20 protein-coding genes are annotated in these 24,012 nt (G+C 62.2%); 11 read left to right on the top strand and 9 right to left on the bottom strand.

The window, feature by feature from the left end; genetic code table 11:
• Window positions 1–563: 563 nt before the first annotated feature.
• Window positions 564–1,193: a DUF922 domain-containing protein gene (locus tag BBX50_RS21325; protein WP_065777329.1), complete on the bottom strand. Its 630-nt coding sequence runs from the start codon at window positions 1,191–1,193 to the stop codon at window positions 564–566.
• Between the two features lie 107 nt (window positions 1,194–1,300).
• Here BBX50_RS21325 and folP point away from each other — a divergent pair, with 107 nt between their 5' ends.
• The 3 genes from folP (at window position 1,301) to folK (ending at window position 3,164) form a co-directional block, all read left to right on the top strand.
• A complete protein-coding gene (folP, locus tag BBX50_RS21320; RefSeq protein ID WP_065777328.1) occupies window positions 1,301–2,152 on the top strand; it encodes a dihydropteroate synthase in 852 nt (283 codons plus the stop codon).
• A 129-nt stretch (window positions 2,153–2,281) separates the two neighbouring features.
• A complete protein-coding gene (gene folB, locus BBX50_RS21315) occupies window positions 2,282–2,650 on the top strand; it encodes a dihydroneopterin aldolase (protein WP_034794609.1) in 369 nt (122 codons plus the stop codon).
• A complete protein-coding gene (folK, locus tag BBX50_RS21310; RefSeq protein ID WP_065777327.1) occupies window positions 2,640–3,164 on the top strand; it encodes a 2-amino-4-hydroxy-6-hydroxymethyldihydropteridine diphosphokinase in 525 nt (174 codons plus the stop codon). The genes folB and folK overlap by 11 nt, the downstream gene beginning before the upstream one ends.
• An 83-nt stretch (window positions 3,165–3,247) precedes the next feature.
• On the opposite strand, the gene BBX50_RS21305 is transcribed toward folK, so the two are convergent.
• Complete coding sequence (locus BBX50_RS21305; RefSeq protein ID WP_065777326.1) at window positions 3,248–3,799, bottom strand: hypothetical protein; 552 nt, start codon at window positions 3,797–3,799, stop codon at window positions 3,248–3,250.
• A gap of 235 nt (window positions 3,800–4,034) precedes the next feature.
• Between BBX50_RS21305 and BBX50_RS21300 the strand changes: the two genes are divergently transcribed.
• Window positions 4,035–4,892, top strand: coding sequence for a cytochrome b/b6 domain-containing protein (locus BBX50_RS21300; RefSeq protein WP_065777325.1), 858 nt, complete (start codon window positions 4,035–4,037; stop codon window positions 4,890–4,892).
• Complete coding sequence (locus BBX50_RS21295; protein WP_065777324.1) at window positions 4,889–5,680, top strand: molybdopterin-binding protein; 792 nt, start codon at window positions 4,889–4,891, stop codon at window positions 5,678–5,680. The genes BBX50_RS21300 and BBX50_RS21295 overlap by 4 nt, the downstream gene beginning before the upstream one ends.
• 106 nt (window positions 5,681–5,786) lie before the next feature.
• Here BBX50_RS21295 and BBX50_RS21290 read toward each other — a convergent pair whose 3' ends face one another.
• The 3 genes from BBX50_RS21290 to BBX50_RS21280 form a co-directional block, all read right to left on the bottom strand.
• The gene (locus BBX50_RS21290) at window positions 5,787–6,872 is read right to left on the bottom strand and encodes a TIGR01620 family protein (RefSeq protein ID WP_065777323.1); all 1,086 of its coding nucleotides are present in this window, start codon (window positions 6,870–6,872) and stop codon (window positions 5,787–5,789) included.
• Window positions 6,869–8,365, bottom strand: a complete 1,497-nt coding sequence (locus BBX50_RS21285) for a YcjX family protein (protein ID WP_065777332.1) — start codon at window positions 8,363–8,365, stop codon at window positions 6,869–6,871. Before BBX50_RS21285 ends, BBX50_RS21290 begins: the two co-directional genes overlap by 4 nt.
• A 150-nt stretch (window positions 8,366–8,515) precedes the next feature.
• A complete protein-coding gene (locus tag BBX50_RS21280; RefSeq protein ID WP_065777322.1) occupies window positions 8,516–9,031 on the bottom strand; it encodes a histidine phosphatase family protein in 516 nt (171 codons plus the stop codon).
• A 409-nt stretch (window positions 9,032–9,440) separates the two neighbouring features.
• On the opposite strand from BBX50_RS21280, the gene dksA reads away from it, so the two are divergent.
• Window positions 9,441–9,860 (top strand): RNA polymerase-binding protein DksA, encoded by a 420-nt coding sequence (gene dksA / locus BBX50_RS21275; RefSeq protein ID WP_065777331.1) that lies wholly within the window; start codon window positions 9,441–9,443, stop codon window positions 9,858–9,860.
• Between the two features lie 160 nt (window positions 9,861–10,020).
• Here dksA and BBX50_RS21270 read toward each other — a convergent pair whose 3' ends face one another.
• A complete protein-coding gene (locus BBX50_RS21270) occupies window positions 10,021–10,983 on the bottom strand; it encodes a flagellar biosynthetic protein FliO (RefSeq protein WP_065777321.1) in 963 nt (320 codons plus the stop codon).
• A gap of 266 nt (window positions 10,984–11,249) precedes the next feature.
• Here BBX50_RS21270 and BBX50_RS21265 point away from each other — a divergent pair, with 266 nt between their 5' ends.
• A complete protein-coding gene (locus tag BBX50_RS21265) occupies window positions 11,250–13,877 on the top strand; it encodes a PAS domain-containing sensor histidine kinase (RefSeq protein ID WP_065777320.1) in 2,628 nt (875 codons plus the stop codon).
• 153 nt (window positions 13,878–14,030) lie between these two features.
• On the opposite strand, the gene BBX50_RS21260 is transcribed toward BBX50_RS21265, so the two are convergent.
• Together BBX50_RS21260 and BBX50_RS21255 are read right to left on the bottom strand one after the other, a co-directional pair.
• Complete coding sequence (locus BBX50_RS21260) at window positions 14,031–14,960, bottom strand: pseudouridine-5'-phosphate glycosidase (protein ID WP_065777319.1); 930 nt, start codon at window positions 14,958–14,960, stop codon at window positions 14,031–14,033.
• 31 nt (window positions 14,961–14,991) lie between these two features.
• Window positions 14,992–15,939, bottom strand: coding sequence for a carbohydrate kinase family protein (locus tag BBX50_RS21255; protein ID WP_065777318.1), 948 nt, complete (start codon window positions 15,937–15,939; stop codon window positions 14,992–14,994).
• Between the two features lie 318 nt (window positions 15,940–16,257).
• Between BBX50_RS21255 and recA the strand changes: the two genes are divergently transcribed.
• From recA to BBX50_RS21235, 4 genes are all read left to right on the top strand, one after another.
• Window positions 16,258–17,346: a recombinase RecA gene (recA, locus tag BBX50_RS21250; RefSeq protein WP_065777317.1), complete on the top strand. Its 1,089-nt coding sequence runs from the start codon at window positions 16,258–16,260 to the stop codon at window positions 17,344–17,346.
• Window positions 17,347–17,577: 231 nt separating this feature from the next.
• A complete protein-coding gene (gene alaS / locus BBX50_RS21245; protein ID WP_065777316.1) occupies window positions 17,578–20,241 on the top strand; it encodes an alanine--tRNA ligase in 2,664 nt (887 codons plus the stop codon).
• Window positions 20,242–20,444: 203 nt separating this feature from the next.
• Window positions 20,445–21,296, top strand: a complete 852-nt coding sequence (locus BBX50_RS21240) for a GyrI-like domain-containing protein (RefSeq protein ID WP_065777315.1) — start codon at window positions 20,445–20,447, stop codon at window positions 21,294–21,296.
• Window positions 21,297–21,506: 210 nt separating this feature from the next.
• Entirely contained in the window at window positions 21,507–22,502 is a 996-nt protein-coding gene (locus tag BBX50_RS21235) for a carbon-nitrogen hydrolase family protein (RefSeq protein ID WP_065777314.1), read from the top strand.
• A gap of 118 nt (window positions 22,503–22,620) precedes the next feature.
• Here BBX50_RS21235 and BBX50_RS21230 read toward each other — a convergent pair whose 3' ends face one another.
• Window positions 22,621–23,835 carry an NADP-dependent isocitrate dehydrogenase gene (locus tag BBX50_RS21230; protein ID WP_034794552.1) on the bottom strand — a complete coding sequence of 405 codons (1,215 nt, stop codon included), beginning with the start codon at window positions 23,833–23,835 and terminating at the stop codon, window positions 22,621–22,623.
• Window positions 23,836–24,012: the final 177 nt, after the last annotated feature.

Raw genomic sequence — 24,012 nt, 5'->3', positions numbered from 1 at the left:
ACCTTCGACACGCTCTCAAACGCCCTTGGGTCCATCTGCAACCTCTTCAACAGAACCGAGTGCTGGAACTATCTCAAGGCGGCAGGGTATGCGTCTGATTAAACGTACGATGCTTTAGCACCTGTTCAGGAGGCTGGCGCCGCCTTTTCCCGCTTAGCCGGGCCTATGGGCAAAAAAGTGCCTCGCTGGTCGTTGGACAAGCGAGGCGAGGAGGGCGCATCGCATACAGATGAGGGAGGGAACATCTGCTGCACCAAGACACGCCAGGAGAACCCATTTCGGCTGCGTCGTTCTGTTTCTTGTCTTTTAATTGAACAACGTCGCGCAAATCAAAGTAACGGCAATATTTAAGCTATTCGCGCCACAGTCGCGCCGCGCTTAGTTTAGTCATTCAGTGGGGCTAGTCTTCATTCTCGCCCCGCTCTCCGTATTTTGAATATAGATGAGTCGCTGGCTGGCAGCCATCGTTATATTTCACCAATAAAATACTGTGGGTTTATCCGCCAAAATCAGGCGCCGCCCGACTATAGTCAGGCTGTTCTTCCGGCTGGGCTGATTGCTACCTATTGTTGCGCTTTCTTGAGCGTCTCCAGCCGGTATTGCAGAAGCCGGATCATGCGCTTGTCGAAGTTGGCGGCCTCGGTGCGGTCGAAGCGTGCCTGGTCCTTGTCATGGGCTTCGATGGCGGTGACGCTGACGCGCGCAACACTTGCCTGCATGCGCTCGCAATCCGCTTCCGGCTTCAGGGCAAGAAACATCTTTTCCATCCGGCGGGCATGGTTACGCGCGATTTCCGCGTGGCGTTCCTCATGGCGCTTGATGTCGCTCGACAGCGTATCCCAGACAAGCGCCAGATCGCGGCCCGCCTGGCGACGGTATTTCCATCGGGGCAGAATGATGCGCGTGCTGAGCGTGACGCGGGCCGAGCCGACGGCGCAGCGCCCGCCGCGGCTGACATAGGTGATGGAGCCACCAAACTTGATGCGGGTTGCGCCCGGGTGGCGCGCACCGGTGGACTTCATCATCGGGCCGCTCGCCGAGAGAGCCTTGTCGAGTTCTTCCGCAGTCCGCCCGCCGATCGTGAAATAGGAGAAGCTCTTGTTGACCACAGTTTCCCCCGAGGCGGCGCCGAGCGGGGCTGCGACCAGGAGAGCAAGGAGGGCGAATTTGAGCGGGACGCGTACTCGGGACATCAATGCGTGGTTCTCTTCGGTTGAACTTCAATCAAGCTTGGGGCATAGCCAGCGCCGGCGCAACAGCAAAACGAAGGCTCCCGGCCGGACGCGGATCGTGAGGGAAAATGACTTACAATCCATTTCAGAAATTTAGCTGGAAGCTGGCGCATGGGCGCAGCCTCGAACTTGGGCCGCGTGGCGTTTTGATGGCGATCGTCAATGTTACCCCGGATTCTTTTTCCGACGGCGGGCGTTTCATCGATGCCGTAGCCGCCGTCGCACAGGGGGTGCGCTGCCTGGAGGAGGGCGCGCTGATCCTGGATATCGGCGGTGAATCGACGCGTCCGGACGCAGCACCCGTCAGCGCAGACGAGGAACAGGCGCGCATCTTGCCGGTGATCTCGGCACTCAGCCGCGATACCGATGCGGTGATCTCGGTGGATACCTATAGAGCCACGACTGCCCGCTTGGCGGTTCAGGCCGGCGCACACATCGTCAACGACGTGCATGGCCTTCAGCGCGAGCCAGATATTGCAACGGTCGCGGCCGAGACAGAGGCAGGCCTATGCATCATGCATACGGGGCGCGAACGCCAAAAACTCGCCGACGTGATTGAAGATCAAGTCCACTTTCTGGAGAAGTCCCTGGAGATTGCGGCGGCAGCGGGGGTGGCACGGGATCGCATCGTTCTCGATCCGGGTTTCGGCTTCGCCAAGGATACCGAAGAGAACATCGAGCTGATGGCGCGCTTCGGCGAGTTGCACCGTTTCGAACTGCCGTTCCTGGTCGGAACGTCGCGCAAGCGTTTCGTCGGAGCGATAAGCGAACGTGAGGCGGCCGATCGGGATGTGGCGACGGCGGCAACGACAGCGCTGCTGCGCGTCGCTGGCGCTTCGATTTTTCGCGTGCACGATGTCGCAAACAGCAAGGATGCGCTGGCGATAGCGGATGCTATGCTGAACGCCAAAGCGGGATGAGAAATGCTGCGTGCGGTTTTCCGCCCGCATCCCGCCTTAACCTATGAGAACGCATCACGCTCAGGATTGTGGGACGGTTCGCCCCTCACAATCGTCGTGATCCAAGAACAGCCGATGGGACGGAGAAGCATGAGCGCGACCTATATCATCACCCTCAAGAACTGCGCCTTCTTCGCGCGCCACGGCGTCTTCGACGAGGAGGAACTGCTCGGGCAGCGCTTCTTCGTCGATGCCGAGCTCGAAGTCGAGCAGGGAACCGCGCTGGTTGACGATTCGATCGAAGACACGGTGCATTACGGCATCGCCTTTCAGGAGATCGAACGCATCGTCACCGGCCGCCGTCGCTACCTTATTGAAGCCCTGGCGCTGGAAGTTGCCAAGACGCTCTGCGTTCGCTTTCCGCAGATCAAGCGCGCAAAGGTGTCGATCCGCAAGCCGAATGCACCGGTTCCCGGCGTGCTCGACTATGTCGAAGTGACGGTCGAGCATGTCGTCTGAGCGGATCTGGCGGAGCGCCACGCTCGGGCTCGGCGGCAATCTCGGCGATCCGCCAAGAGCGATGGCCGAGGCGCTTGCAGCGCTCGACGCGCGTGCGGATTGCGCTGTCCGCGCCGTCTCCCGGCTCTACCGCACCCCGCCTTGGGGCAAAACCGACCAGGCATGGTTTTTCAATGCCTGCGCCGAGGTCGAAACGACGCTGGCCCCGGAGGCGTTGCTCGACGCCTGTCTTGATATCGAACGGTCGATGAAACGTGTGCGCGACGAGCGCTGGGGGCCACGCACGCTCGACATCGACGTACTGACCTTTGCAGGCGTGGTTCAGGTCGGAGGGCGGCTCGAACTGCCGCATCCGAGGATGACCGAGCGGGGCTTCGTGCTGATGCCGCTTGCCGACTTTGCCGCCGACATGCCGGTTCACGGCCGCCCGGTTGGCGATTGGCTGCAACAGGCGGATATCACTGGTATCGAAGTTGCCGACGGCGACAGGAACTGGTGGCGCTCGCAGGGCTGAGCAGGCCGGTCACGCCGTTACCGCCCGCCCCAATCAAAAAGCCCCGGTCTATGCCGGGGTTTTTGCTTGCTGGTGCGTCGAGGTTACTTGATCGAGCCGACGGCGATCGTATCGACCTGACGATTGAGGCTGACGCCGATGACCGGAACCATGGTGTCCTCGACCTTGACCGAGATGGTGATGTTCATGGTCTGGTCGTCCTGGAGACGGGCGATCATCGCGCCGTTCAGCTTCTTGCGATTGATACCGACGACGACCTTATCCTTGGCAACGTTGCCGGAAACGATATCCAGGCCCTTGCCCTCTGCGCCATCGAGGAACTTGCCGGTATAGCTGTTGCCCTTCTGGGTGATCAGCGCCGACATCGGCTGCTTGAAGACGCCGACACGGCAGAAACCATCGAGCTTGATGCCGGTATCGTCACCAGCCACCGGTTCACCGGAGAGGTCGCAGGTGAACTTGGTGCCCTTGTACTTGCCCGCGACGATCTCGCCCGGGCCCTTCCATTGGCCAGCGACCTTCTCGAAGAAAGCCTTATCCTTGGCGCCGGAAAAGGCCGGTGTCGCAAGGCCGACGGTGGCTGCAAGCGCGAAGGCGGCAGCGCCGCGAGCGATCAAAGAAGGGCGCGAGAACATAAACGATCCTTGATGGGTCAACGTCCGAAACTGAAAGCCACATTTGCGCGCAAATGGTTAATGGACGGTTTCCGGGCGGCGGATATCGCGGCTCGATGTGATCGGAAAAACGATTGCCCACAGCCATTTTGGCCCGCGCCGAAGTTGGAGTGGGATAGGTCGGTCGAGCGCTGTACGCGCCGGTGAAACTTGTCTGATCCGCCCTACGTATAGTGACGGGAAAGCGAGGTTTCCCATGGCAACGATAGAAACTGAAGCGACAAGCGTGACGCCAAAGGGGAGGTTGACGATCCGGCGGCATGGGCTTGTCACGCGGCTCACCCATTGGGGCTGGGCCGCCGCGCTGTTCTTCCTGCTGCTCAGCGGCCTGCAGATCTTCAATGCACATCCGGCGCTCTATATCGGCCAGCAATCCGGCTTTGCCTTTGACAACAGTGTTCTGTCAATCCAGCCGATTCGCCACCAAAACGGCGAGGTCAGAGGCATGACGACGGTGTTGGGGCGAAGCTTCGATACCACCGGTGTCCTCGGCGTCAGCGGATCGCAAGAGCAGCGCGCCTTCAGGGCTTTTCCGGCGTGGCTCACGGTGCCTTCCTATCACGATCTGGCAACGGGCCGCGTGGTGCATTTCTTCTTCGCCTGGGTCTTTGCGGCGGCCTATTGCCTCTGGCTTGTGGCGAGCCTGCTCAACGGCCATTTGCGACGTGAGATCATTCCCGGCTGGGCTGACGTCCGCGCCTTGCCACGAACCATTGTCGAACACCTGCGGTTTCGCTTCGATCACGACGGGCGCTACAACAGCTTGCAGAAACTCTCCTATGCCGCTGTTCTTCTAGTGTTTTTTCCAGTCATGATCCTGACCGGGCTGACGATGTCGCCGGGCATGGACGCCGCTTGGCCATGGCTTCTTGATCTCTTCGGCGGACGGCAGACGGCCCGCACCATCCATTTCGTCGTGATGCTGCTCCTCGTTGGGTTCTTCATCGTGCACATCTTCATGGTGTTTGCGGCCGGCCCGATCAACGAGATGCGGTCGATGATCACCGGCCGCTACCGGGTTGATCGCCGACACGAAGAAGGAAAAGCGCCATGAGCCGATTGCTCCTCAGTCGCCGTCGTTTCCTGAGCGTTGCTGGAGCTGCGGCATCGACCGTGCCGCTTGCCGGCTGCAACGCGCTCGATGCACTGCTTGCCGACGGCCATCCGGCACGCGGTCTTCTCGCATCGGCCAATGCCCTGACCTATCGGATGCAGCGGCTGTTGATTCCGGCGGATCGGCTTGCGCCGGAGTTCCCGGAAAGCGAAATCCGGCAGGGACAACGCCCGAACGGTTCGACAGACCCGAACGATCCCGCTTATCTCGCGTTGCGGGACACAGCGTTTTCCGGATACCGGCTCAGTGTCACCGGCCTGATAGAGAGGCCGCAGCAACTGACGCTTGACGAGCTTCGCAACATGCCGTCGCGCACGCAGATCACACGGCACGACTGCGTAGAAGGCTGGAGCTGCATCGCCAAATGGACCGGTGTGCCGCTGGCGTCTGTGCTCGATGAGGCCCGGGTGAAGAGCGACGCACGCTACGTCGTCTTCCATTGCTTCGACAGCATGTCGCTCGGGCTTGCGGGCTCTGTCGCCTATTACGAATCGATCGACATGATCGACGCCCGCCATCCGCAGACGATCCTGGCCTATGGCCTGAACGGCGCTGCTCTGCCCGTTGCCAACGGCGCCCCCTTGCGCGTGCGCATCGAACGCCAGCTCGGCTACAAAATGGCGAAATACATCCGCGCGATCGAGGTCGTTTCCTCTCTCGCACCGTTCGGCCGCGGGCGCGGCGGCTATTGGGAAGATCTCGGCTACGACTGGTATGCCGGTATCTAGAGCGCCGTGCGTTCAACTGAACGCATAAAGGACGCTCTCGCACTTTGATTCTGGAGCATCCCGACTCCACGTGATTCCACTTGAATGCGGGAGGCGCTAGCGCCTGCTACTTTTCGCCGTCTTCGCCGATCGTGCGTGCGGCGCCGGGGCTGAGATCGGACAGAAAATCGCCAATGCCCGGACGCTTCAGGGCCCTGAACGGCATCGGGCGGCACAGATCCATGGCGGCGATGCCGATGCGTGCGGTCATCAGGCCGTTGATGACACCTTCGCCCAGGCGCGCCGAGAGCTTCGAGGCAAGGCCGTGGCCCAGCACCTGCTGGATCAGGCTGTCGCCAGCGGCGATCGAGCCGGTGACGGCGAGATGGGCAATGACATCGCGCATCAGCCTGAGCAAACCGACCGTGCCGGGGCGGCCGCCGTAAAGCTCGGCCATCGCGCGGATCAGGCGGGCGGATTCATAGAGCACATAGCCAAGATCGACGAGGGCGCGTGGGCTGACGGCGGTCACGATCGAAACACGCTTGGAGGCTGTGAGAATGAGGCGGCGCGCTTCGCGGTCGAGCGGGCTCAGCAGTTCACGCTCTGTGAGCTCTATCAGATGCGGGCCGTCGATGATTTCACCGTCGCTCTCCTTCAGTCGCGCCCGGCCGCGCGCGGTTTTCGGATTGGCGGCGAGCAGATGGACCAGTTTCGCCTGGGCAGCACGTGCGGGTTTGCTATTGGCCGAAACCGCAGCGCTGTCCGTTTCCGCCTTCAGCTTCTGGATTGCCGTAAGCTGCATCATTCCCGAGAGCTCGCGGGCAACTACGATCAAAAGGGCGAGGAGGCCGATGGCCACGACCGCAAGCGCGGTGTAGCCGAGCCAGTCGGCGCGGGAGAAGAGATCACGCAGGAGTTGATCGACCCATAGGCCGGCAGCGAGCGACAGCACGATGCCCAGTGCCCCGATCGCAATTTTGCCGAACGACAGGCGGCGCTTGCGGGGGCTGGCCTCGGGCAGCGCCAGCGCCTCGACCGCAAGCGTCGTCTCGCGGAACGGATCGTCGGTGTCAGGCGTCATCACAACGTTGTCGTCGAAACTTGCCGGCGCACGCCGCGCCGGCGGCGTTGCGGCCTGTTGGTTGGCCTTGTCTTCCTGAACCGAGAATGCGCCGGGACGGCGGCCGCGGCCGTTGGTGTCGTCGCTCATGCGAGCCGGTCTCCGAACAGAAATTGCATCGCCCGATCCAGCCGGATATGCGGCACCGACAGTTTCAGGCCGCCACCGGTTTCCTCAAGATGCGGCGGCCGAAAGCGAACGAAGCTCAATTCGGGCATAGGGCGGACGGCACCATCGTGCGGCGACGCCCCCGTCTGCGCCTCGATCGCTTTGAACAGAACTTCAGGATCCTCCGGCAAGTCACCAGGAAATATGGCAGTTTTCTTCTCACCATCGAAGACTTCGCCGTTGATCTTCTCACCGGCGATGGGCGTGCCGACAATGACCGGAAGGGCGTGGCCGTCATGGTTGACGGTCGCTTCGCGGGTTGCCCTGACAGAGGCGAGCGCCATGACTTCGAGACCGGCGCCGCTGACGCCGATGCGCTCGGCAGCGCGCTCGACCAGGCGTGCGGCGATGCGCTCCAGCCGGTCGTGGCTTTCGTGGTGCAGGTGGTCCGCCTTGGTTGCGGCGATCAACACCTTGTCGATCCGGCGCGTGAGGAAGGACGACAGCCAGCTGTTGGTCCCGGCGCGAAAGCAGGCAAGAACGTCGGCAAGTGCCTGTTCGAGATCGAGCAGCGCCTCCGGTCCGTTGTTGATGGCCTGCAGCGCGTCGACCAGCACGATCTGGCGGTCGAGGCGGGCGAAATGTTCGCGGAAGAACGGGCTGACAACGTGCTTCTTGTAGGCCTCGTAGCGGCGCTCCATCATCGCCCAGAGCGAACCTTTCGGCGCACGACCGTCGGGAAGGTCCGGAAGCGGCGAGAAGGTGAGCGCCGGCGATCCCTCGAGATCGCCGGGCATCAGGAAGCGCCCGGGCGGCAAGGTCGAAGGGGAGCGTTCGTCCGCCTTGCACGCCTTCAGGTAACCGGTGAAGCTCTCGGCGAGCCGACGGGCGCTCGCCTCGTCGGCAACGGCCGTCGGACCGGCGGAGGAGGCAAGCGTCAACCATTCCGCGGAAAGGGAAGCACGGGCAGGTGCGCGGGCGCGTGCCATCGCATTGTCGCTGAACTGGCGGAAGTCCTGTGCGAGCAACGGCAGGTCGAGCAGCCATTCGCCGGGGTAGTCGACGATATCGAGCGACAGACGCCCCGGCGAAAACAAGCGGTTCCAGCCGCTGGCGCTTTCAAAATCGAGCGTGATGCGCAATTGCGAGATGGCGCGGGTGGAATCGGGCCAGATGCGATCTCGCACCAGCGCGGCGATGTGATCTTCATACTGGAAGCGCGGCACGGCGTCGTCAGGTTGCGGCTCGAGCCTGACCTTTGAGACACGGCCCGAACGCACGGGCTCGAACACCGGCAAACGTCCACCATTCAAGAGATTGTGGACCAGGGACGAGATGAAAACGGTCTTTCCGGATCGCGACAGGCCGGTAACGCCGAGCCGGATGGAGGGATTGACGAGGCCGGAGGCTCGATCGGTGAGATTGTCGAGTGCAATCAGGGCGTCGTCTTTGAAGCTGGTCAGATTAGGCGCCAATTCTCGCTCTTTCTTGCGGGCGTTTTTCCCGCGGACATGCTCTTCTGCGCGGTTTGCCGAACGGCCACGGTTGCGCTGTGCCATCCGCGATATAGGCACTATTTCTGGCGCCGCAACGCGCGCATGGCAATTCTTCCCGGCGCGCGTGCGCTAATGGCTTGGCAACAGCAAGGACACCAGTGTGGCGGAGGCGGATACCTCGTCGATGGCGGAAGGCACGTCCACGATAGCGAGCCCTGCGGGCGGGTAACCATTGGGCACGACCTCGCGGGCGGCATCATCACCGATCAGGCGATAGAGCAACTGTTCGATCATCGGATTGTGCCCGACAAGCATCAGCGAGTTCAGATGCCGGTGTGCGTCGATGAGATCGAAGTAGACGCTTGTCGGCCCGGAATAGAGCGCGTCGATATAGCGAATGTCGAGATCTTCGCTGACGGTGCGGAAGAACGGTTCGGCGGTCTCGCGACAGCGCGCGGCCGTCGAGCAAAGGATACGCTCCGGACGAATGCCCTGATCGGCTGCCAGCTGGGCGAGCCGTTCCGCTTCGATGTAGCCGGTCTCGTCGAGGGACCTGTCGAAATCGCGTTGGCCGGGCAATGCCCAACCAGAACGCGCATGCCGCAGGAGAAAGAGGCGTAGGACCTTGGGGGCGCTGTCTTGCATCGAGCGGTTCCGGTAACTACCTGTCGCAGCGACAGGGGCTGATGTCGTCGGGGCGGACAGGTGTTGTATCCTCCGACAGATATTCACCTTTTCCCGTCCGCACCGCAAAGATCAAGCTACGGGTCGCTTTTTTTCGGGGATTGCAGGTTGCTGCCCTTTGCCGCGGTCGCAATTGAGCAATCGAATGACGCAAACGCATCGCTGCCTGAGTTTGGATGTTTTTCATCGCTCGAGTGGCAGGTGCGCCCTGGAAATCAAGATCCGATCTGTAATTTTGATGAAATATTCGTCAGTTAGCCTGAATCGACAGCAATATTAAAATACGGTTGAGTGTCTGTTCCGAGGCTTGAATCACAGCTTCCATAGGTCTATACACCGCCGCAATGAGATGTTCTTCAGGAGAATCGCGTTGAGTGAGAAGATCGATCTTAGTACCTTTGTCCTGTCCGAGGACGAGGAATTTATGAATGCCAGTCACCGGGCGTATTTCCGGGCCAAGTTGAACGCTTGGAAAAACGACATCCTTCGCGAGGCACGCGAGACACTGGATCACTTGGCAGAGGAGAGCGCCAATCATCCCGATCTCGCAGACAGGGCTTCTTCCGAAACAGACCGGGCAATTGAGCTCAGAGCTCGAGACCGGCAGCGCAAGCTGATTTCCAAGATCGACGCGGCGCTGCAGCGGCTCGACGAGGGCACTTACGGCTACTGTGAAGAAACAGGCGAGCCGATTGGTCTGAAGCGGCTGGATGCTCGCCCGATCGCAACTCTTTCGATCGAGGCGCAGGAGCGCCACGAGCGGCGGGAGAAGGTCTACCGGGACGAGTAAGATACCCGGGTTTCGGGACTGTCTTATAAGAAAAAGGCGCGGGTCGACCGCGCCTTTTTTGTTGCCCAGGATTTGAAACGGCTTTCTTTCCGCCGTCGCCTGCCTTCAGAGGCTGGACCCTTCCACCGCTCGCGACCCCGATGTTCGAGCGGGCGGGAAACTATGGCTTCCGGCCCGCCGAGATATCGGCCAGCATACGGTTCATCTCTTCTTCAATCGTCGGCTCCTTGCGGCTGCCATCTGCGACGGGCGCGCCAAGCGTTGGTTCTTGACGGGTCGCAGGTGTCAAAGAGCGGCTTTCCGGTGTCATTGCGCTCGGGCTCGCCACCGTGGCCGGTCCCAGACGTTGCAGGTCGCCGCTGATTTCCGCATCGAGCATGCGCTCGAAGTCCGAAAGAGCCGCGGCTGGGGTCGCCTGTGGCTGGACTACGGGGGCAGGACGCTGCACCTGGCTGGGCTCTACCTGAATTGGTTGGGCTTGCATGTGCTGGGCCGCCGGCGCCGGGCGGTTGGCTGTGGCATCAATGCTGACCTGGGGCGCAACAGTGGGCGCAACCGCCGGAACCTCCGTTGCCGATTGTACGGCCGGTCGGGCTATCGGGCGCGCTTCGGCTGCCAGAATGGGCGCGGCCGCCGGACGCTGTTCTGCTGCAACGCGAACAGGTGCGGCAGGCTCGGCCCGCGCGACCGGTTGTTCCTCCGGACGGGCAACGGGCCGGACTGGCGTGACAGCGACGGGCTCAGGCTGGATTTGTGCCGGCTCCCTTGCCGCCGGCCGGCTGTCTGCTGCCACAGGCTCTGCGATCTTGCGTTCGTCGCTGGCGGGCCGCTCGTCGCCCGTCACAATCCGGCTTTCGATGACGACATCCGTCGGTCCACCGATCATGATCAGATGCTCGACATCATCCCGGCGCACCAGAACCAGACGGCGCCGGGTGTCGACAGCTGCCGCATCAAGAACCGCTAGGCGCGGCTGCCGGTTCTTGCCGCCGCGGATGAAGGGAGAGGAAGCGCGGTTGCGCATGATCCAGAGCACAGCCACAAGGCAGACAAGCCCAATCGCGACGGCTGCTGCGGCGACGATGAACCGGCTGCCATTGTCTGCGATGATCGTTTCCATCATAGGCTGAACTCCTTCTGCCTTCCGAGTGGCAGTATTTGACGGCTTTTTTCGGGCCCGGACAAGCACTTCGCCGACATTCCCTGTGAATTGGCGGCAATGCTTCCGCAGAGGTGCTTTTTGCTGTTATCTCTGATTGTTAAAGATGATTCTTGTCCGAATGATCGAGGGCGTGTCGGGAATGACCGATTTTGCCCGGCGGTTTGAGCGGATGCCGGCCGGAAGGGCTGGGCCGCGCCCGCGCGGTGCCGGCCGCATAAGAGGAACCGATGACGAAATTGCGGCAGTCAGGCGACTACCAGATGCCGGTTGTTGACCGCGGCGTCAGGCCGGGAACCGTGTTGCGCATCGTGCTGCTCGCGATCGTCTTGACCGTGTCGGCCATCGCCTTCGTGATCTTCAAGAACGAGATGGAAAACGAGATCGTGCTCGGCATCCTTGGCGTCCTCGCCATGGTCGGCATCTTCTTCCTTGTTTCTTCTGTCATCGGCTTCATCGAGGTCATGCCGCAGTCGCGTCCGGACGAGTTGGCACGCGCCTTCCTCGACGCGCACGAAGACGGCACCATCGTCACCGACCGCAAGGGCCGCATCATCTACGCCAATGCCGCCTATGGAGCGTTGACGGGTGCGAAGAACGCCGCCGGCATCCAGTCGCTTGAAACCATCCTGTCGCGCAACCGCGAGGCAACCGAAGCGATCTACCGGCTGACCAATGGCCTGCACGAGGGGAAGCAGGGGCACGAGGAGTTCCGTCTGCTGAAACCGCTGGCGACCAGCGCCTCAAGCGGTTCCGGTGCCCACTGGTTCCGGCTGAAGGCGCGCGTCCTGCCGCTCGAAGACAGCGAGCGCAACCCGTTGTACCTCTGGCAGATCGCCGACATCACCGCCGAACGGGATGACCAGGAGCGCTTCTTCAAGGAGTTGCAGAACGCGATCGACTATCTCGACCATGCGCCGGCCGGCTTCTTCTCGGCCGGGCGCAAGGGCGAGATCTTCTATATCAACGCCACGCTCGCCGACTGGCTCGGCATTGACCTCACCAAGTTTCAGCCGGGCTCGATCAGCATCGGCGACCTGGTGGCGGGCGAGGGGCTGACGCTCGTCCAGGCCGTGCAGGCGGAGCCGGGCCTGAAGAAGACCAAGATGCTGGACCTCGATCTGCGCAAGCTGAACGGCCAGAGCCTGCCGGTGCGCCTGATCCACCGCGTCTCCTCGACGCGTGACGGGGCGCCCGGTGAAAGCCGCACCATCGTCATGTCGCGCGAGGGCGGCGAGGACAGCGAACAATCGGCGTCGAGTGCGGCCATGCGCTTCACCCGCTTCTTCAACAATACGCCGATGGCGATCGCCTCGGTCGACGGCAATGGCCGGATCCTGCGCACCAATGCGCCGTTCCTGAAGCTGTTCTCCGGACTTGTGTCGCAGGACGACGTCGAGCGCGGGGCGCTGATCGAAGCCGTAGTGCACCAGACGGAAAAGGGCCGCCTGCACGAGGCGCTGGCAGCGGCCAAGGACCGGCAGGGCGACATCGCACCGATCGACGCGCTGCATCCGACCGACGGCGAACGCCACTTCCGCTTCTACGTCAATGCCGTGATCGATCAGAGCGATCAGGCGCCCGAGGAAGCGGCGATCATCTATGCGCTTGAAATCACCGAGCAGAAGGCGCTCGAAAACCAGATGGCGCAGACGCAAAAGATGAACGCGGTCGGCACCCTTGCCGGCGGCATCGCACACGATTTCAACAACGTGCTGACGGCGATCCTGCTGTCGTCCGACCACCTGCTTCTGTCGGCCCGGCCGGCCGATCCGAGCTTTGCCGATCTCATGGAGATCAAGCGCAACGCCAACCGCGCCGCCGTCCTCGTCCGCCAATTGCTCGCGTTTTCGCGCAAGCAGACGATGCGGCCGACCGTTCTCAACATGACCGACGTGATCGGCGACCTGCGCATGCTGGTCGACCGCATGACCGGAACGAACGTCAAGGTCGAGGTGGACTACGGTCGTGACCTCTGGCCGGTCAGGACCGATCTCGGCCAGTTCGAACAGGTTCTGTTGAACCTTGCGGTCAACGCGCGCGATGCGATGCCTGGTGGCGGCACGATCACGCTCAGGACCCGCAACCTGCCGGCAGCCGAAGTCGCGGCCTTCGGCCGTCGCGAATTGCCGGAAGAAGACTTTGTGATGGTCGAGGTCTCTGACCAGGGAACCGGCATTGCGCCCGAGATCCTCGACAAGATCTTCGAGCCATTCTTCACCACCAAGGAAGTCGGTAAAGGCACCGGTCTCGGCCTGTCGATGGTTTATGGCATCGTCAAGCAGTCGGGCGGCTACATCTACCCGGACTCGGAAGTCGGCAAGGGCACGACCTTCCGCATCCTGCTTCCCCGCCATATCGAGGTGCCGGCGGCGGCAGAGGAGCCCACGCAAGGTGCTACCGCGACGGGAGAGACCGGTCCTGCGCCGGCCGTGAAGGTGGCTGCGGCTATGCCGGTGAAAGCCGAGGAACCGACCGATCTCACCGGGGATTCGGCCGTCGTTCTGCTCGTGGAAGACGAGGAGGCCGTGCGTCGCGGCGGCAAGCGCATGCTCGAAACGCGCGGCTACACGGTTTACGAAGCCGGCTCCGGCGTCGAGGCGCTCGACATCATGGACGAGCTCAACGGCGCGGTCGATATCGTCGTTTCGGACGTCGTGATGCCGGAAATGGACGGACCGACGCTTCTCACCGAGCTGCGCAAGAAGTATCCGGACCTGAAGTTCATCTTCGTCTCCGGCTATGCCGAGGACGCCTTCGCCCGCAATCTCCCGGCCGACGCAAAGTTCGGCTTCCTGCCAAAGCCGTTCTCACTGAAGCAGCTGGCCGTCGCCGTGCGCGAGATGTTGGATTCCTAGTGGCTTTCGCGGTTCGCTAGCTGGCGATGACTGCCACGCTGTTGGAAAGTGAATGTAGTCCCCATAGGGGCCGGCGAAGGCTGGATACAAAAAGGCCCGGCGCTTGCGTGCCGGGCTTTTCTCGTCTGTCGATGCTGGCCGTTTTGGGCCGCGCTACTTGGCGCTGAGTGCGACCGCGATCTCGCCGGCGAGGCGTGCATTGTTCTCAACCAGCGCGATGTTGGTTTCGAGGCTGCGGCCCTCGGTCATTTCGAAGAGATTGCTGAGCAGGTAGGGCGTCACGGCCTTGCCGGTGATTTCGTCGTTTTCGGCGTTGTCGAGCGCACGGGCGATGTAGATTTCCATTTCCTCGCGCGGGATCTCAGCTGCCTCCGGCACGGGATTGGCGACCAGCATGCCGCCTTCGACGCCGAGCAAGTCGCGCATGTTCTGGAAGTTGGCGATCGCTGCCGGGCTGTTCAGCATCAGCGGGCTCTTGAGCCCCGAATCGCGCGACCAGAAGGCCGGGAACACTTCGCTGTCATAGGTGACGACGGGAACGCCGCGAGTTTCGAGCACTTCGAGGGTCTTCGGAATGTCGAGGATTGCCTTGGCGCCGGCGCAGACGACGATGACGCCGGTGCGGGCAAGCTCGTCCAAGTCGGCGGAGATGTCGAAGGAGAGCTCGGCGCCGCGATGCACACCGCCGATGCCGCCGGTCGCAAAGACGCGGATGCCGGCGCGGGCAGCCGCAATCATCGTTGCGGCAACGGTGGTTGCACCCGTGCGGCGCTCGGCGATCGCAAAGGCGAGATCGGCGCGCGAGACCTTCATGGCGCCTTGCGTCTTTGCCAGTTCCTCAAGTTTGGCATCGTCAAGGCCGATGTGCAGCACGCCATGGATGACGGCGATCGTCGCCGGGACGGCGCCCTGTTCGCGGATGATCGCCTCGACGCTGCGGGCCATGTTGAGGTTACCCGGATAGGGCATGCCATGGGTGATGATGGTCGATTCCAGTGCCACGATCGGCGCGCCGCGCGCCTTGGCGGCGGCGACCTCGTCGGAATATTCCATCGGCAGGAAGGGAGAAACGGGTTTGGTCATGGTCTTTCCTTGGGAGTTCTGCTGCCGTTTGTCATGACAGCATTTGCGGTGCCGGCACAAGAGCGAGCGCCTGTTCGAGATTGGCCGCGGACATCTCTTCGGATGCGGCCAAGGGGGAGCGCAACGTGATTCCGGCGGCTGCGATGCCGTGCCGCAGGCAATCGGCGATGTCGCAGCCGGAAAGCCGGGCGGAGAGGAAGCCGGAGGCGAGCGCATCGCCCGCGCCGGTGACGTCGGCGAGCGCGGGCAGGGCCGGCGGCACGATCACGCAGGTTCTGTCCTCATCGAACGCGACGACCGCGCGGCCGCCACGCGTCACCACACCGCCCCTGAGACCAACGGTTCCAAGCAACGCCGGCCATTCCTCTGCCTCTGCCGCATCCTTGCCGGTCAGCGCCCGCGCCTCGGATTCGTTCATGAACAGGAACGAAAGATTGGCAAGGCATGGCCGGTAGCGAATGACCTTGGCGGGCGAGACGGCGATGCCGGCGACGAGGCGGCCGCTTGCCGCGGCCGACTGCACCAGCGTGGCGATCGTTTCTTCCGGCAGGTTCGCATCGGTCAGCACGAGTTTGCTTGTGGCAACAACCTCACGCAGCGAGCGGCGTTGCAATTGCCGCGGCGAGAACAGCCGGTAGAGCTCCATGTCCGCAAGCGCGATCACCAGATTGCCGTCGTTTTCGAGGATGGCCGTGTAGCTTGGCGTCTTGCGGTCGAGGAAGGTGAGGGGGCTGTCGATGACGCCCGCTGCCGCTGCCGCCGCAGTCACCATTTCACCGGCGGCATCGCCGCCACGCGTGCTGATCATGCGCACGTTGTGGCCGAGACGGGCCAAATTGCGCGCTGCGTTGAAGCCGCCACCGCCGGCCTCCTCGAACCAGGTCCCCGGATTGCTCGATCCCGGTGCGGTCGTTCCTGAAATGCGGCCGCGCCTGTCGATATGCGCGCCGCCGAAGACGGCGATTTCAGCTTCCGTCATGTATGTTCCTCTGCTTGGCCGTCGGCCGAAATTTCTGTTGGCTCTCTGCCATTTCGAAGCGCAATCCCAAATGCCGCGCCTCTTCGAAGTCTCACCCGCGGACGAATCGGCAGAGCCTTGCCGGGCGTGCTCGGAGGGGTAGCGCTCGCACTTGAGAACCTATGGTTTCAATCCGTGAACAGGAATCGAACGAAAATCAGATAATCGTTGTTTTTCAATGTATTGTCCTGCTCTTGCAAATACGGAACAAAACATGTACAAAAACTCCTGCGGCGGCTTCATTGCCTCGGTAGCTTCAATAACCTAAAGGTGGACCAAATGGCACAAAACTCTTTGCGGCTCGTAGAGGACAAATCGGTGGATAAAAGCAAGGCACTTGAAGCGGCACTTTCCCAGATCGAACGTTCGTTCGGCAAGGGATCGATCATGAAGCTCGGTGGAAAGGACAGCATCATCGAGATCGAGACGGTTTCGACCGGCTCTCTCAGCCTCGACATCGCGCTTGGCATTGGCGGCCTGCCGAAGGGCCGCATCGTTGAGATTTACGGCCCGGAAAGCTCGGGTAAGACGACGCTGGCGCTGCAAACCGTCGCGGAAGCACAGAAGAAGGGCGGCATCTGCGCCTTCGTCGATGCCGAACACGCGCTCGATCCGGTCTATGCCCGCAAGCTCGGCGTCGACCTTGAAAACCTCCTGATCTCGCAGCCGGACACCGGCGAGCAGGCGCTGGAAATCACCGACACGCTGGTTCGCTCCGGGGCGATCGACGTTCTCGTCGTCGACTCCGTCGCCGCACTCGTGCCGCGCGCTGAAATCGAGGGCGAAATGGGTGACAGCCTGCCGGGCATGCAGGCCCGCTTGATGAGCCAGGCGCTGCGCAAACTGACCGCCTCGATCTCCAAGTCGAACTGCATGGTCATCTTCATCAACCAGATCCGCATGAAGATCGGCGTCATGTTCGGTTCACCGGAAACCACCACCGGCGGCAACGCACTGAAGTTCTACGCCTCGGTCCGCCTCGATATCCGCCGCATCGGCTCGGTCAAGGAGCGCGAAGAAGTCGTCGGCAACCAGACCCGCGTCAAGGTCGTCAAGAACAAGATGGCGCCTCCCTTCAAGCAGGTCGAGTTCGACATCATGTATGGTGAGGGCGTGTCGAAGACCGGCGAACTCGTTGATCTCGGCGTCAAGGCCGGCATCGTCGAGAAATCCGGCGCCTGGTTCTCCTATAACAGCCAGCGCCTCGGTCAGGGCCGCGAGAACGCCAAGACGTTCCTGCGCGACAATCCGGACCTGGCGCGCGAGATCGAGACGGCGCTGCGCCAGAACGCCGGCCTGATCGCTGACCGTTTCCTCGAAAACGGTGGCCCGGAACCCGACGACGGCGATGACGCCGCCGAAGCGTAATCCACCAAGGTCCAGAAGCTGCCCAAAAAACCGACCGTCGCTTTGACGGTCGGTTTTTTGCTGCCGTCTGGACAGTGGGATACGCGAGCGATAAAAGCCTTTGGTTCCGGCGGCCGAAGGCGTTGGAGGACGTGGCCGTTATGGGTGGCTACGGGGTTTAGGGACAATGGCTTAGTGGCGCGGCATATGCCGGGGCCGAGTCGGAATCGGTGCATAAGAATAGGACGCAAGATGAGCGGCGTGAATGAAATCCGGTCGACCTTTCTCGACTACTTCCGCAGGAACGGTCACGAAGTGGTGTCGTCGAGCCCGTTGGTGCCGCGCAACGATCCGACATTGATGTTCACCAATGCCGGCATGGTGCAGTTCAAGAACGTCTTCACCGGGCTGGAGCAGCGTCCCTATTCGACGGCCGTGACCGCGCAGAAATGCGTGCGCGCCGGCGGCAAGCACAACGACCTCGACAATGTCGGCTATACCGCGCGTCACCACACCTTCTTTGAAATGCTCGGCAACTTCTCCTTTGGCGACTACTTCAAGGAGAACGCGATCGAGCTTGCCTGGAACCTGATCACCAAGGAATATGGTCTCGACGCCAAGCGCCTGCTGGTCACGGTCTACCACACCGACGACGAGGCCTTCGGCCTCTGGAAGAAGATCGCCGGCCTCTCCGACGACCGCATCATCCGGATTCCGACCAGCGACAACTTCTGGGCCATGGGCGATACCGGCCCCTGCGGTCCCTGCTCGGAAATCTTCTACGACCACGGTGATCACATCTGGGGCGGCCCTCCGGGCTCGGCCGACGAGGACGGCGACCGCTTCATCGAGATCTGGAACCTCGTCTTCATGCAGTACGAGCAGATCACCAAGGAGGAGCGGGTCAACCTGCCGCGTCCGTCGATCGACACCGGCATGGGCCTCGAACGTCTGGCGGCCGTGCTTCAGGGCGAGCATGACAACTACGACATCGACCTTTTCCGCGCGCTGATTGCCGCTTCGGAAGAGGCAACCGGCGTCAAGGCCGAGGGCGACCGCCGCGGCAGCCATCGTGTCATCGCCGACCACCTGCGCTCGTCCGCCTTCCTGATTGCCGACGGCGTTCTGCCATCGAACGAAGGTCGCGGCTATGTTCTGCGCCGCATCATGCGTCGCGCCATGCGTCACGCCCAACTCTTGGGCGCACAGGATCCGTTGATGTGGAAGCTCTTGCCGGCGCTCGTCGGCCAGATGGGCCGCGCCTATCCGGAATTGATGCGCGCCGAAGCGCTGATTTCCGAGACGCTGAAGCTTGAGGAAACCCGCTTCCGCAAGACGCTGGAGCGCGGCCTGAACCTGCTCTCCGAAGCTTCGGCCGACCTCTCCGAAGGCGACCAGTTCAACGGCGAGACCGCCTTCAAGCTCTACGACACCTACGGCTTCCCGCTCGATCTCACCCAGGATGCGCTGCGCGCCAAGGGCATCACCGTCGACACCGACGCCTTCTCTGTCGCGATGGAGCGCCAGAAGGCCGAAGCCCGTGCCAACTGGGCCGGCTCCGGCGAAGCGGCGACCGAGACGATCTGGTTCGAACTCAAGGAAAAGCACGGTGCGACCGACTTCCTCGGCTATGACACCGAGACCGCCGAGGGCGTGATCCAGGCGATCGTGCGTGATGGCGCCGTCGTTACCTCGGCTGCCAAGGGCGAAACGGTTCAGGTGATCCTCAACCAGACGCCGTTCTATGGTGAATCCGGCGGCCAGATGGGCGACACCGGCACGATCACCGTCGAAGGCGGCAAGCTCACCGTGACCGACACGCAGAAGCGCGGCGAGGGGCTTTACGTCCACTTCGCCGTCGTTGCCGAAGGTTCGGTCAAGACCGGCGACGCTGCCCAACTCGACGTTGACCACGCCCGCCGCGCCCGTCTTCGCGCCAATCACTCGGCGACCCACTTGCTGCACGAGGCGCTGCGCGAAGTGCTCGGTACCCATGTCGCCCAGAAGGGCTCGCTGGTGGCCCCCGAGCGCCTGCGCTTCGACGTCTCGCACCCGAAGCCGATGTCGGCGGAAGAGCTGAAGGTCGTCGAAGAAATGGCCAATGAGATCATCGTGCAGAACACGCCGGTGACCACGCGCCTGATGAGCGTGGATGACGCGATCGCCGAAGGCGCAATGGCGCTCTTTGGCGAGAAGTACGGCGACGAAGTGCGTGTTGTTTCCATGGGCCGCGGCGTTCATGGATCCAAGGCCAACCGTCCTTACTCGGTCGAGCTTTGCGGCGGCACGCATGTGTCGGCGACCGGCGACATCGGCCTCGTTCGCGTCGTCTCGGAAAGCGCCGTCGGTGCCGGCGTTCGCCGCATCGAGGCGCTGACCGGCGAAGCCGCGCGCGCCTACTTGAACGAGCAGGACGAGCGCGTGAAGACGCTTGCCAACACGCTGAAGGTTCAGCCGGGCGATGTGCTCGGCCGCGTCGAGGCGTTGCTTGACGAACGCCGCAAGCTGGAGCGTGAACTGACCGAAGCGAAGAAGAAGCTGGCGCTTGGCGGCGGCGGCGAGGCGGGTTCCGCCGATGCGGCCCGTGACATCGCCGGTGTGCGCTTCCTCGGCAAGGTGGTCTCGGGCGTCGAGCCCAAGGACCTGAAGAGCCTTGCTGACGACGGCAAGAAGAGCCTCGGCTCGGGCGTTGTCGCCTTCGTCGGCGTCTCCGGCGACGGCAAGGCCAGCGCCGTCGTCGCCGTGACCGACGACCTGACATCGAAGCTCAGCGCCGTCGATCTGGTTCGTGTCGCCTCGGCTGCCCTCGGCGGCAAGGGTGGCGGTGGACGTCCTGACATGGCCCAGGCTGGCGGCCCCGACGGCGAGAAGGCAGCCGAAGCGATCGAGGCTGTGGCCGTCGCGCTCGCCGGTTGACGATCTACAACAAGGCTTGAGAAGGGGCGCCAATCTGGCGCCTTTTCTATTTGCGGACATGGCGCTCAGGCATGCCCTCGACACCTCCGGGGAGGGACGGCGCGGCCGGTGGAAAGCTTGGCCATGCCTCCAGACAACTCCGCAGGATTTGTCAAATTGATCTATGGTCTACCGATCCGTGAGCAAAGCGCGAAAGGTTCGACATGGACGATCAGGCAGCGTGGGCGACCTATGAGCGGCGCCTGCACCGGGTAAGCGACTACATCTATGGTCATCTCGACGGCGATCTCGACCTCGATCGCCTGTCCGAGATTGCCTGCCTGTCGCCGCACCATTGGCACCGGATTTACCGGGCCGTGCACGGCGAAACGCTGGCGGCCACGGTGAAGCGGCTGCGACTGCAACGAGCTGCTGCCGATCTCGCCCAGTCCGATCTTCCCGTCGAAACGATCGCGCGGCGCTCTGGCTATCCCAATCTGCAATCCTTCAACCGCACCTTCAAGGCAACCTACGGGCTGCCGCCGGCGCGTTACCGCAAGGAGGGAAGCCATGTCGCCTTTGAAACCGCTTCAACGGAAGGAATTACGGATATGTACGAAGTCACCCTCAAGGAGATTGACGCCTTCGATCTCGTCGGCGTCGCCCATAGCGGCTCCTATATGGAGATCGGAAGAGCGTTCGAGACGCTCTATGGAACGTTGTTCTCGCGCCAGCTGTTCCGGCCGGACATGGAGATGATCGGCCTCTACCTTGATGATCCCGAACTGGTTCCGACGGAGAAACTGCGCTCGTTCGCCTGTGTCAGCGCTCGCGCGCAGATGCCAACGGAAGCGCCGTTGACGCCGCACCGGCTCGATGGCGGCCGCTACGCCGTACTTCGCCACAAGGGGCCTTACGCGGATATGCCGAAGGCTTACCAATGGCTCTACGGCACCTGGTTGCCGCAGTCGGGTCGTGAAATCCGCGACAGCCTGATGTTCGAGAAATATCTCAACAATCCCCGCGAGGTTCCGCCGACGGAACTTTTGAGCGAGATCTATCTGCCTTTGAAATAACGGGCGTTCGGTGCCCGCTCACCGGAATTGACGAATCAGCGCCACGCCGCCACCTTTGGTTCGGCGTGGCCTGCGCCGAACCTCCAAAGATCGTCCCCAGCACGATCCTTTCACGGAGGCAAAGGGACTTCAGTCTCGGGTCGCAATCTCGGTCCCACCGTTTCGGGCCCGGTTGCTGGGGAGCTTGTCCGAGACGCGAAAGGCCCTGTTATGACTGAAAACCGAAACTTCAAACGGCGCGTGCGCGCCCGTGCCGCCAAGACCGGCGAATCCTATACCACTGCGCTCATGTATCTTCGCGACGCGAAGGAAAACGACGCGCCTTCCCAATCAAAATCGCTGCGCCTGGCCGTGGCGCAATCCAGCTTCTTCGATGATCCTCGCGATGCGGCCGCACTTCGCGTTGTCGGCGAGGAGATCCGTAACCTGATGCGGCAGGCACATTGGGCAGGGGCGCGCGTGGTGCATTTCCCGGAGGGAGCGACGTGTTTTCCGAACAAGCGCGTCATGTCCGCTACCGGTCCCCGCGAAATCGGTCCGTCCGACTGGCGCCGGTTCGAGTGGGCGGTCCTGCGCGAGGAGCTTGATGCCACGCGAAGGCTGGCGCGAGAACTCGGGCTGTGGACAGTCTTCGGGTCCGTACACCAGCTCACCGAACCTCACCGTCCGCACAACAGCCTGTACGTGATCTCGGACAAGGGAGCGGTCGCGACGCGCTACGACGAACGCATGCTGTCGAACACCAAGATCTCCTTCATGTACACACCGGGCTCGATCCCGGTGACGTTCGAGGTCGACGGCGTCCGCTTCGGCTGCGCGCTTGGTATCGAGTGCCATTTTCCCGAGCTTTTCATCGAATACGAACGGCTGAATGTCGATTGCCTCCTGTTCTCGACGACGGGCGGCTCTTTGCCGAATGACCTTGCTTTTGCCGCCGAGGTACAGGGGCATGCGTCGAGCAACCGCTACTGGACAAGTTTTGCCGTTCTCGCTCAGCCTGGCCTGGCGGCGCCCTCGGGGATCGTTTCGCCTGATGGTCAATGGGCGGCGCGGTGCACAGTAGACGAACCTTCGATTGCCGTGGCCGATATCGGCAACGATCCCGGCGATCCGGCCCGGCCATGGCGTCGACAAGCGCGCGGCGGAATCTACGATCCGCATTTTGTGGACGACGATCCGAGAAGCAACAGCCGCGATACGTTTTAGTTGTCGCGACGGAGGCGATCGCAGGGGCCGGTCGTTGAGCCTCCTGGACTTCGGCGGTCAGCCAAAAAGAAACCCGGCGCAAGGCCGGGTTTCGTTGTCTTCAAGGACTGCAGCCCTATCAGGCAGCCATGGCCTTCTGCAGGTTCTCGTCGATCTTGTCGAGGAAGCCGGTGGTCGAGAGCCACGGCTGATCGGGACCGATGAGCAGCGCCAGGTCCTTCGTCATGAAGCCGGCTTCGACGGTGTCGACGCAAACCTTCTCGAGCGTTTCGGAGAACTTTGCGAGTTCGGCATTACCGTCGAGCTTGGCGCGGTGGGCAAGACCGCGGGTCCAGGCGAAGATCGAGGCGATCGAATTGGTCGAGGTTTCCTCGCCCTTCTGGTGCTGGCGGTAGTGGCGGGTAACCGTGCCGTGGGCGGCTTCGGCTTCAACCGTCTTGCCATCTGGCGTCATCAGAACCGAGGTCATCAGGCCGAGCGAGCCGAAGCCCTGGGCGACGATGTCCGACTGGACGTCGCCGTCGTAGTTCTTGCACGCCCAGACGTAGCCGCCGGACCACTTCAGCGCCGAGGCAACCATGTCGTCGATCAGGCGGTGTTCGTACCAGATCTTCAGTTCCTTGAACTTCTCGGCGAATTCCGCGTCGAAGACCTGCTGGAAGATGTCCTTGAAGCGACCGTCATAGACCTTGAGGATGGTGTTCTTGGTCGAGAGGTAGACCGGAACCTTGCGCTGGATACCGTAGTTGAACGAAGCGCGCGCGAATTCGGTGATCGAATCGTCGAGGTTGTACATGCCCATGGCAACGCCGGCCGACGGTGCGTCGAAGACGTCGTATTCGATTTCCTTGCCGTCTTCACCGACGAACTTCATCGTCAGCTTGCCCTTGCCAGGAAACTTGAAGTCGGTGGCGCGGTACTGGTCGCCGAAGGCGTGACGGCCGACGATGATCGGCTTGGTCCAGCCCGGAACCAGGCGCGGAACGTTCTTGCAGATGATCGGCTCGCGGAAAATGACGCCGCCGAGGATGTTGCGGATGGTGCCGTTCGGCGACTTCCACATCTTCTTCAGCTTGAATTCTTCGACGCGGGCTTCATCCGGCGTGATCGTGGCGCACTTGACGCCGACGCCGTGCTTCTTGATCGCATTGGCGGCGTCGATCGTGACCTGGTCTTCGGTGGCATCGCGGTTTTCGACGCTAAGGTCGTAATATTCCAGATCGACGTCGAGGTAGGGATGGATCAGCTTGTCCTTGATGAACTGCCAGATGATGCGGGTCATCTCATCGCCGTCGAGTTCGACGACCGGATTGGCGACCTTGATCTTTGCCATGAATATGCCTCGTAGCTTATGCGGGACAGCGGGAGCGATGTCCCTTCCTCTCTGAAAAATCCTGTGCCCTATAGCACTCAGAACCGGCGACGCAAAGCATGCTTGGCCGAAACTTTGGATGCAGGCAAAACCCGGTGGAGACCAAGGGTTTGGCAAGTCTTTCCTGCTAGACTTTGA

The sequence above is a fragment of the Ensifer sp. LC11 genome, assembly GCF_001695835.1.
Taxonomy (GTDB): Bacteria; Pseudomonadota; Alphaproteobacteria; order Rhizobiales; family Rhizobiaceae; genus Ensifer.
The sequence above is the reverse complement of the archived record's forward strand: the minus strand, read 5'-3'. Positions and strand labels throughout refer to the sequence as shown.

Coding starts and splice junctions, on each gene's coding strand:
- BBX50_RS21325 (WP_065777329.1), bottom strand. CDS start 1,193: ATGTCCCGAGTACGCGTCCCGCTCAAATTCGCCCTCCTTGCTCTCCTG.
- folP (WP_065777328.1), top strand. CDS start 1,301: ATGACTTACAATCCATTTCAGAAATTTAGCTGGAAGCTGGCGCATGGG.
- folB (WP_034794609.1), top strand. CDS start 2,282: ATGAGCGCGACCTATATCATCACCCTCAAGAACTGCGCCTTCTTCGCG.
- folK (WP_065777327.1), top strand. CDS start 2,640: ATGTCGTCTGAGCGGATCTGGCGGAGCGCCACGCTCGGGCTCGGCGGC.
- BBX50_RS21305 (WP_065777326.1), bottom strand. CDS start 3,799: ATGTTCTCGCGCCCTTCTTTGATCGCTCGCGGCGCTGCCGCCTTCGCG.
- BBX50_RS21300 (WP_065777325.1), top strand. CDS start 4,035: ATGGCAACGATAGAAACTGAAGCGACAAGCGTGACGCCAAAGGGGAGG.
- BBX50_RS21295 (WP_065777324.1), top strand. CDS start 4,889: ATGAGCCGATTGCTCCTCAGTCGCCGTCGTTTCCTGAGCGTTGCTGGA.
- BBX50_RS21290 (WP_065777323.1), bottom strand. CDS start 6,872: ATGAGCGACGACACCAACGGCCGCGGCCGCCGTCCCGGCGCATTCTCG.
- BBX50_RS21280 (WP_065777322.1), bottom strand. CDS start 9,031: ATGCAAGACAGCGCCCCCAAGGTCCTACGCCTCTTTCTCCTGCGGCAT.
- BBX50_RS21270 (WP_065777321.1), bottom strand. CDS start 10,983: ATGATGGAAACGATCATCGCAGACAATGGCAGCCGGTTCATCGTCGCC.
- BBX50_RS21265 (WP_065777320.1), top strand. CDS start 11,250: ATGACGAAATTGCGGCAGTCAGGCGACTACCAGATGCCGGTTGTTGAC.
- BBX50_RS21260 (WP_065777319.1), bottom strand. CDS start 14,960: ATGACCAAACCCGTTTCTCCCTTCCTGCCGATGGAATATTCCGACGAG.
- BBX50_RS21255 (WP_065777318.1), bottom strand. CDS start 15,939: ATGACGGAAGCTGAAATCGCCGTCTTCGGCGGCGCGCATATCGACAGG.
- recA (WP_065777317.1), top strand. CDS start 16,258: ATGGCACAAAACTCTTTGCGGCTCGTAGAGGACAAATCGGTGGATAAA.
- alaS (WP_065777316.1), top strand. CDS start 17,578: ATGAGCGGCGTGAATGAAATCCGGTCGACCTTTCTCGACTACTTCCGC.
- BBX50_RS21240 (WP_065777315.1), top strand. CDS start 20,445: ATGGACGATCAGGCAGCGTGGGCGACCTATGAGCGGCGCCTGCACCGG.
- BBX50_RS21235 (WP_065777314.1), top strand. CDS start 21,507: ATGACTGAAAACCGAAACTTCAAACGGCGCGTGCGCGCCCGTGCCGCC.
- BBX50_RS21230 (WP_034794552.1), bottom strand. CDS start 23,835: ATGGCAAAGATCAAGGTCGCCAATCCGGTCGTCGAACTCGACGGCGAT.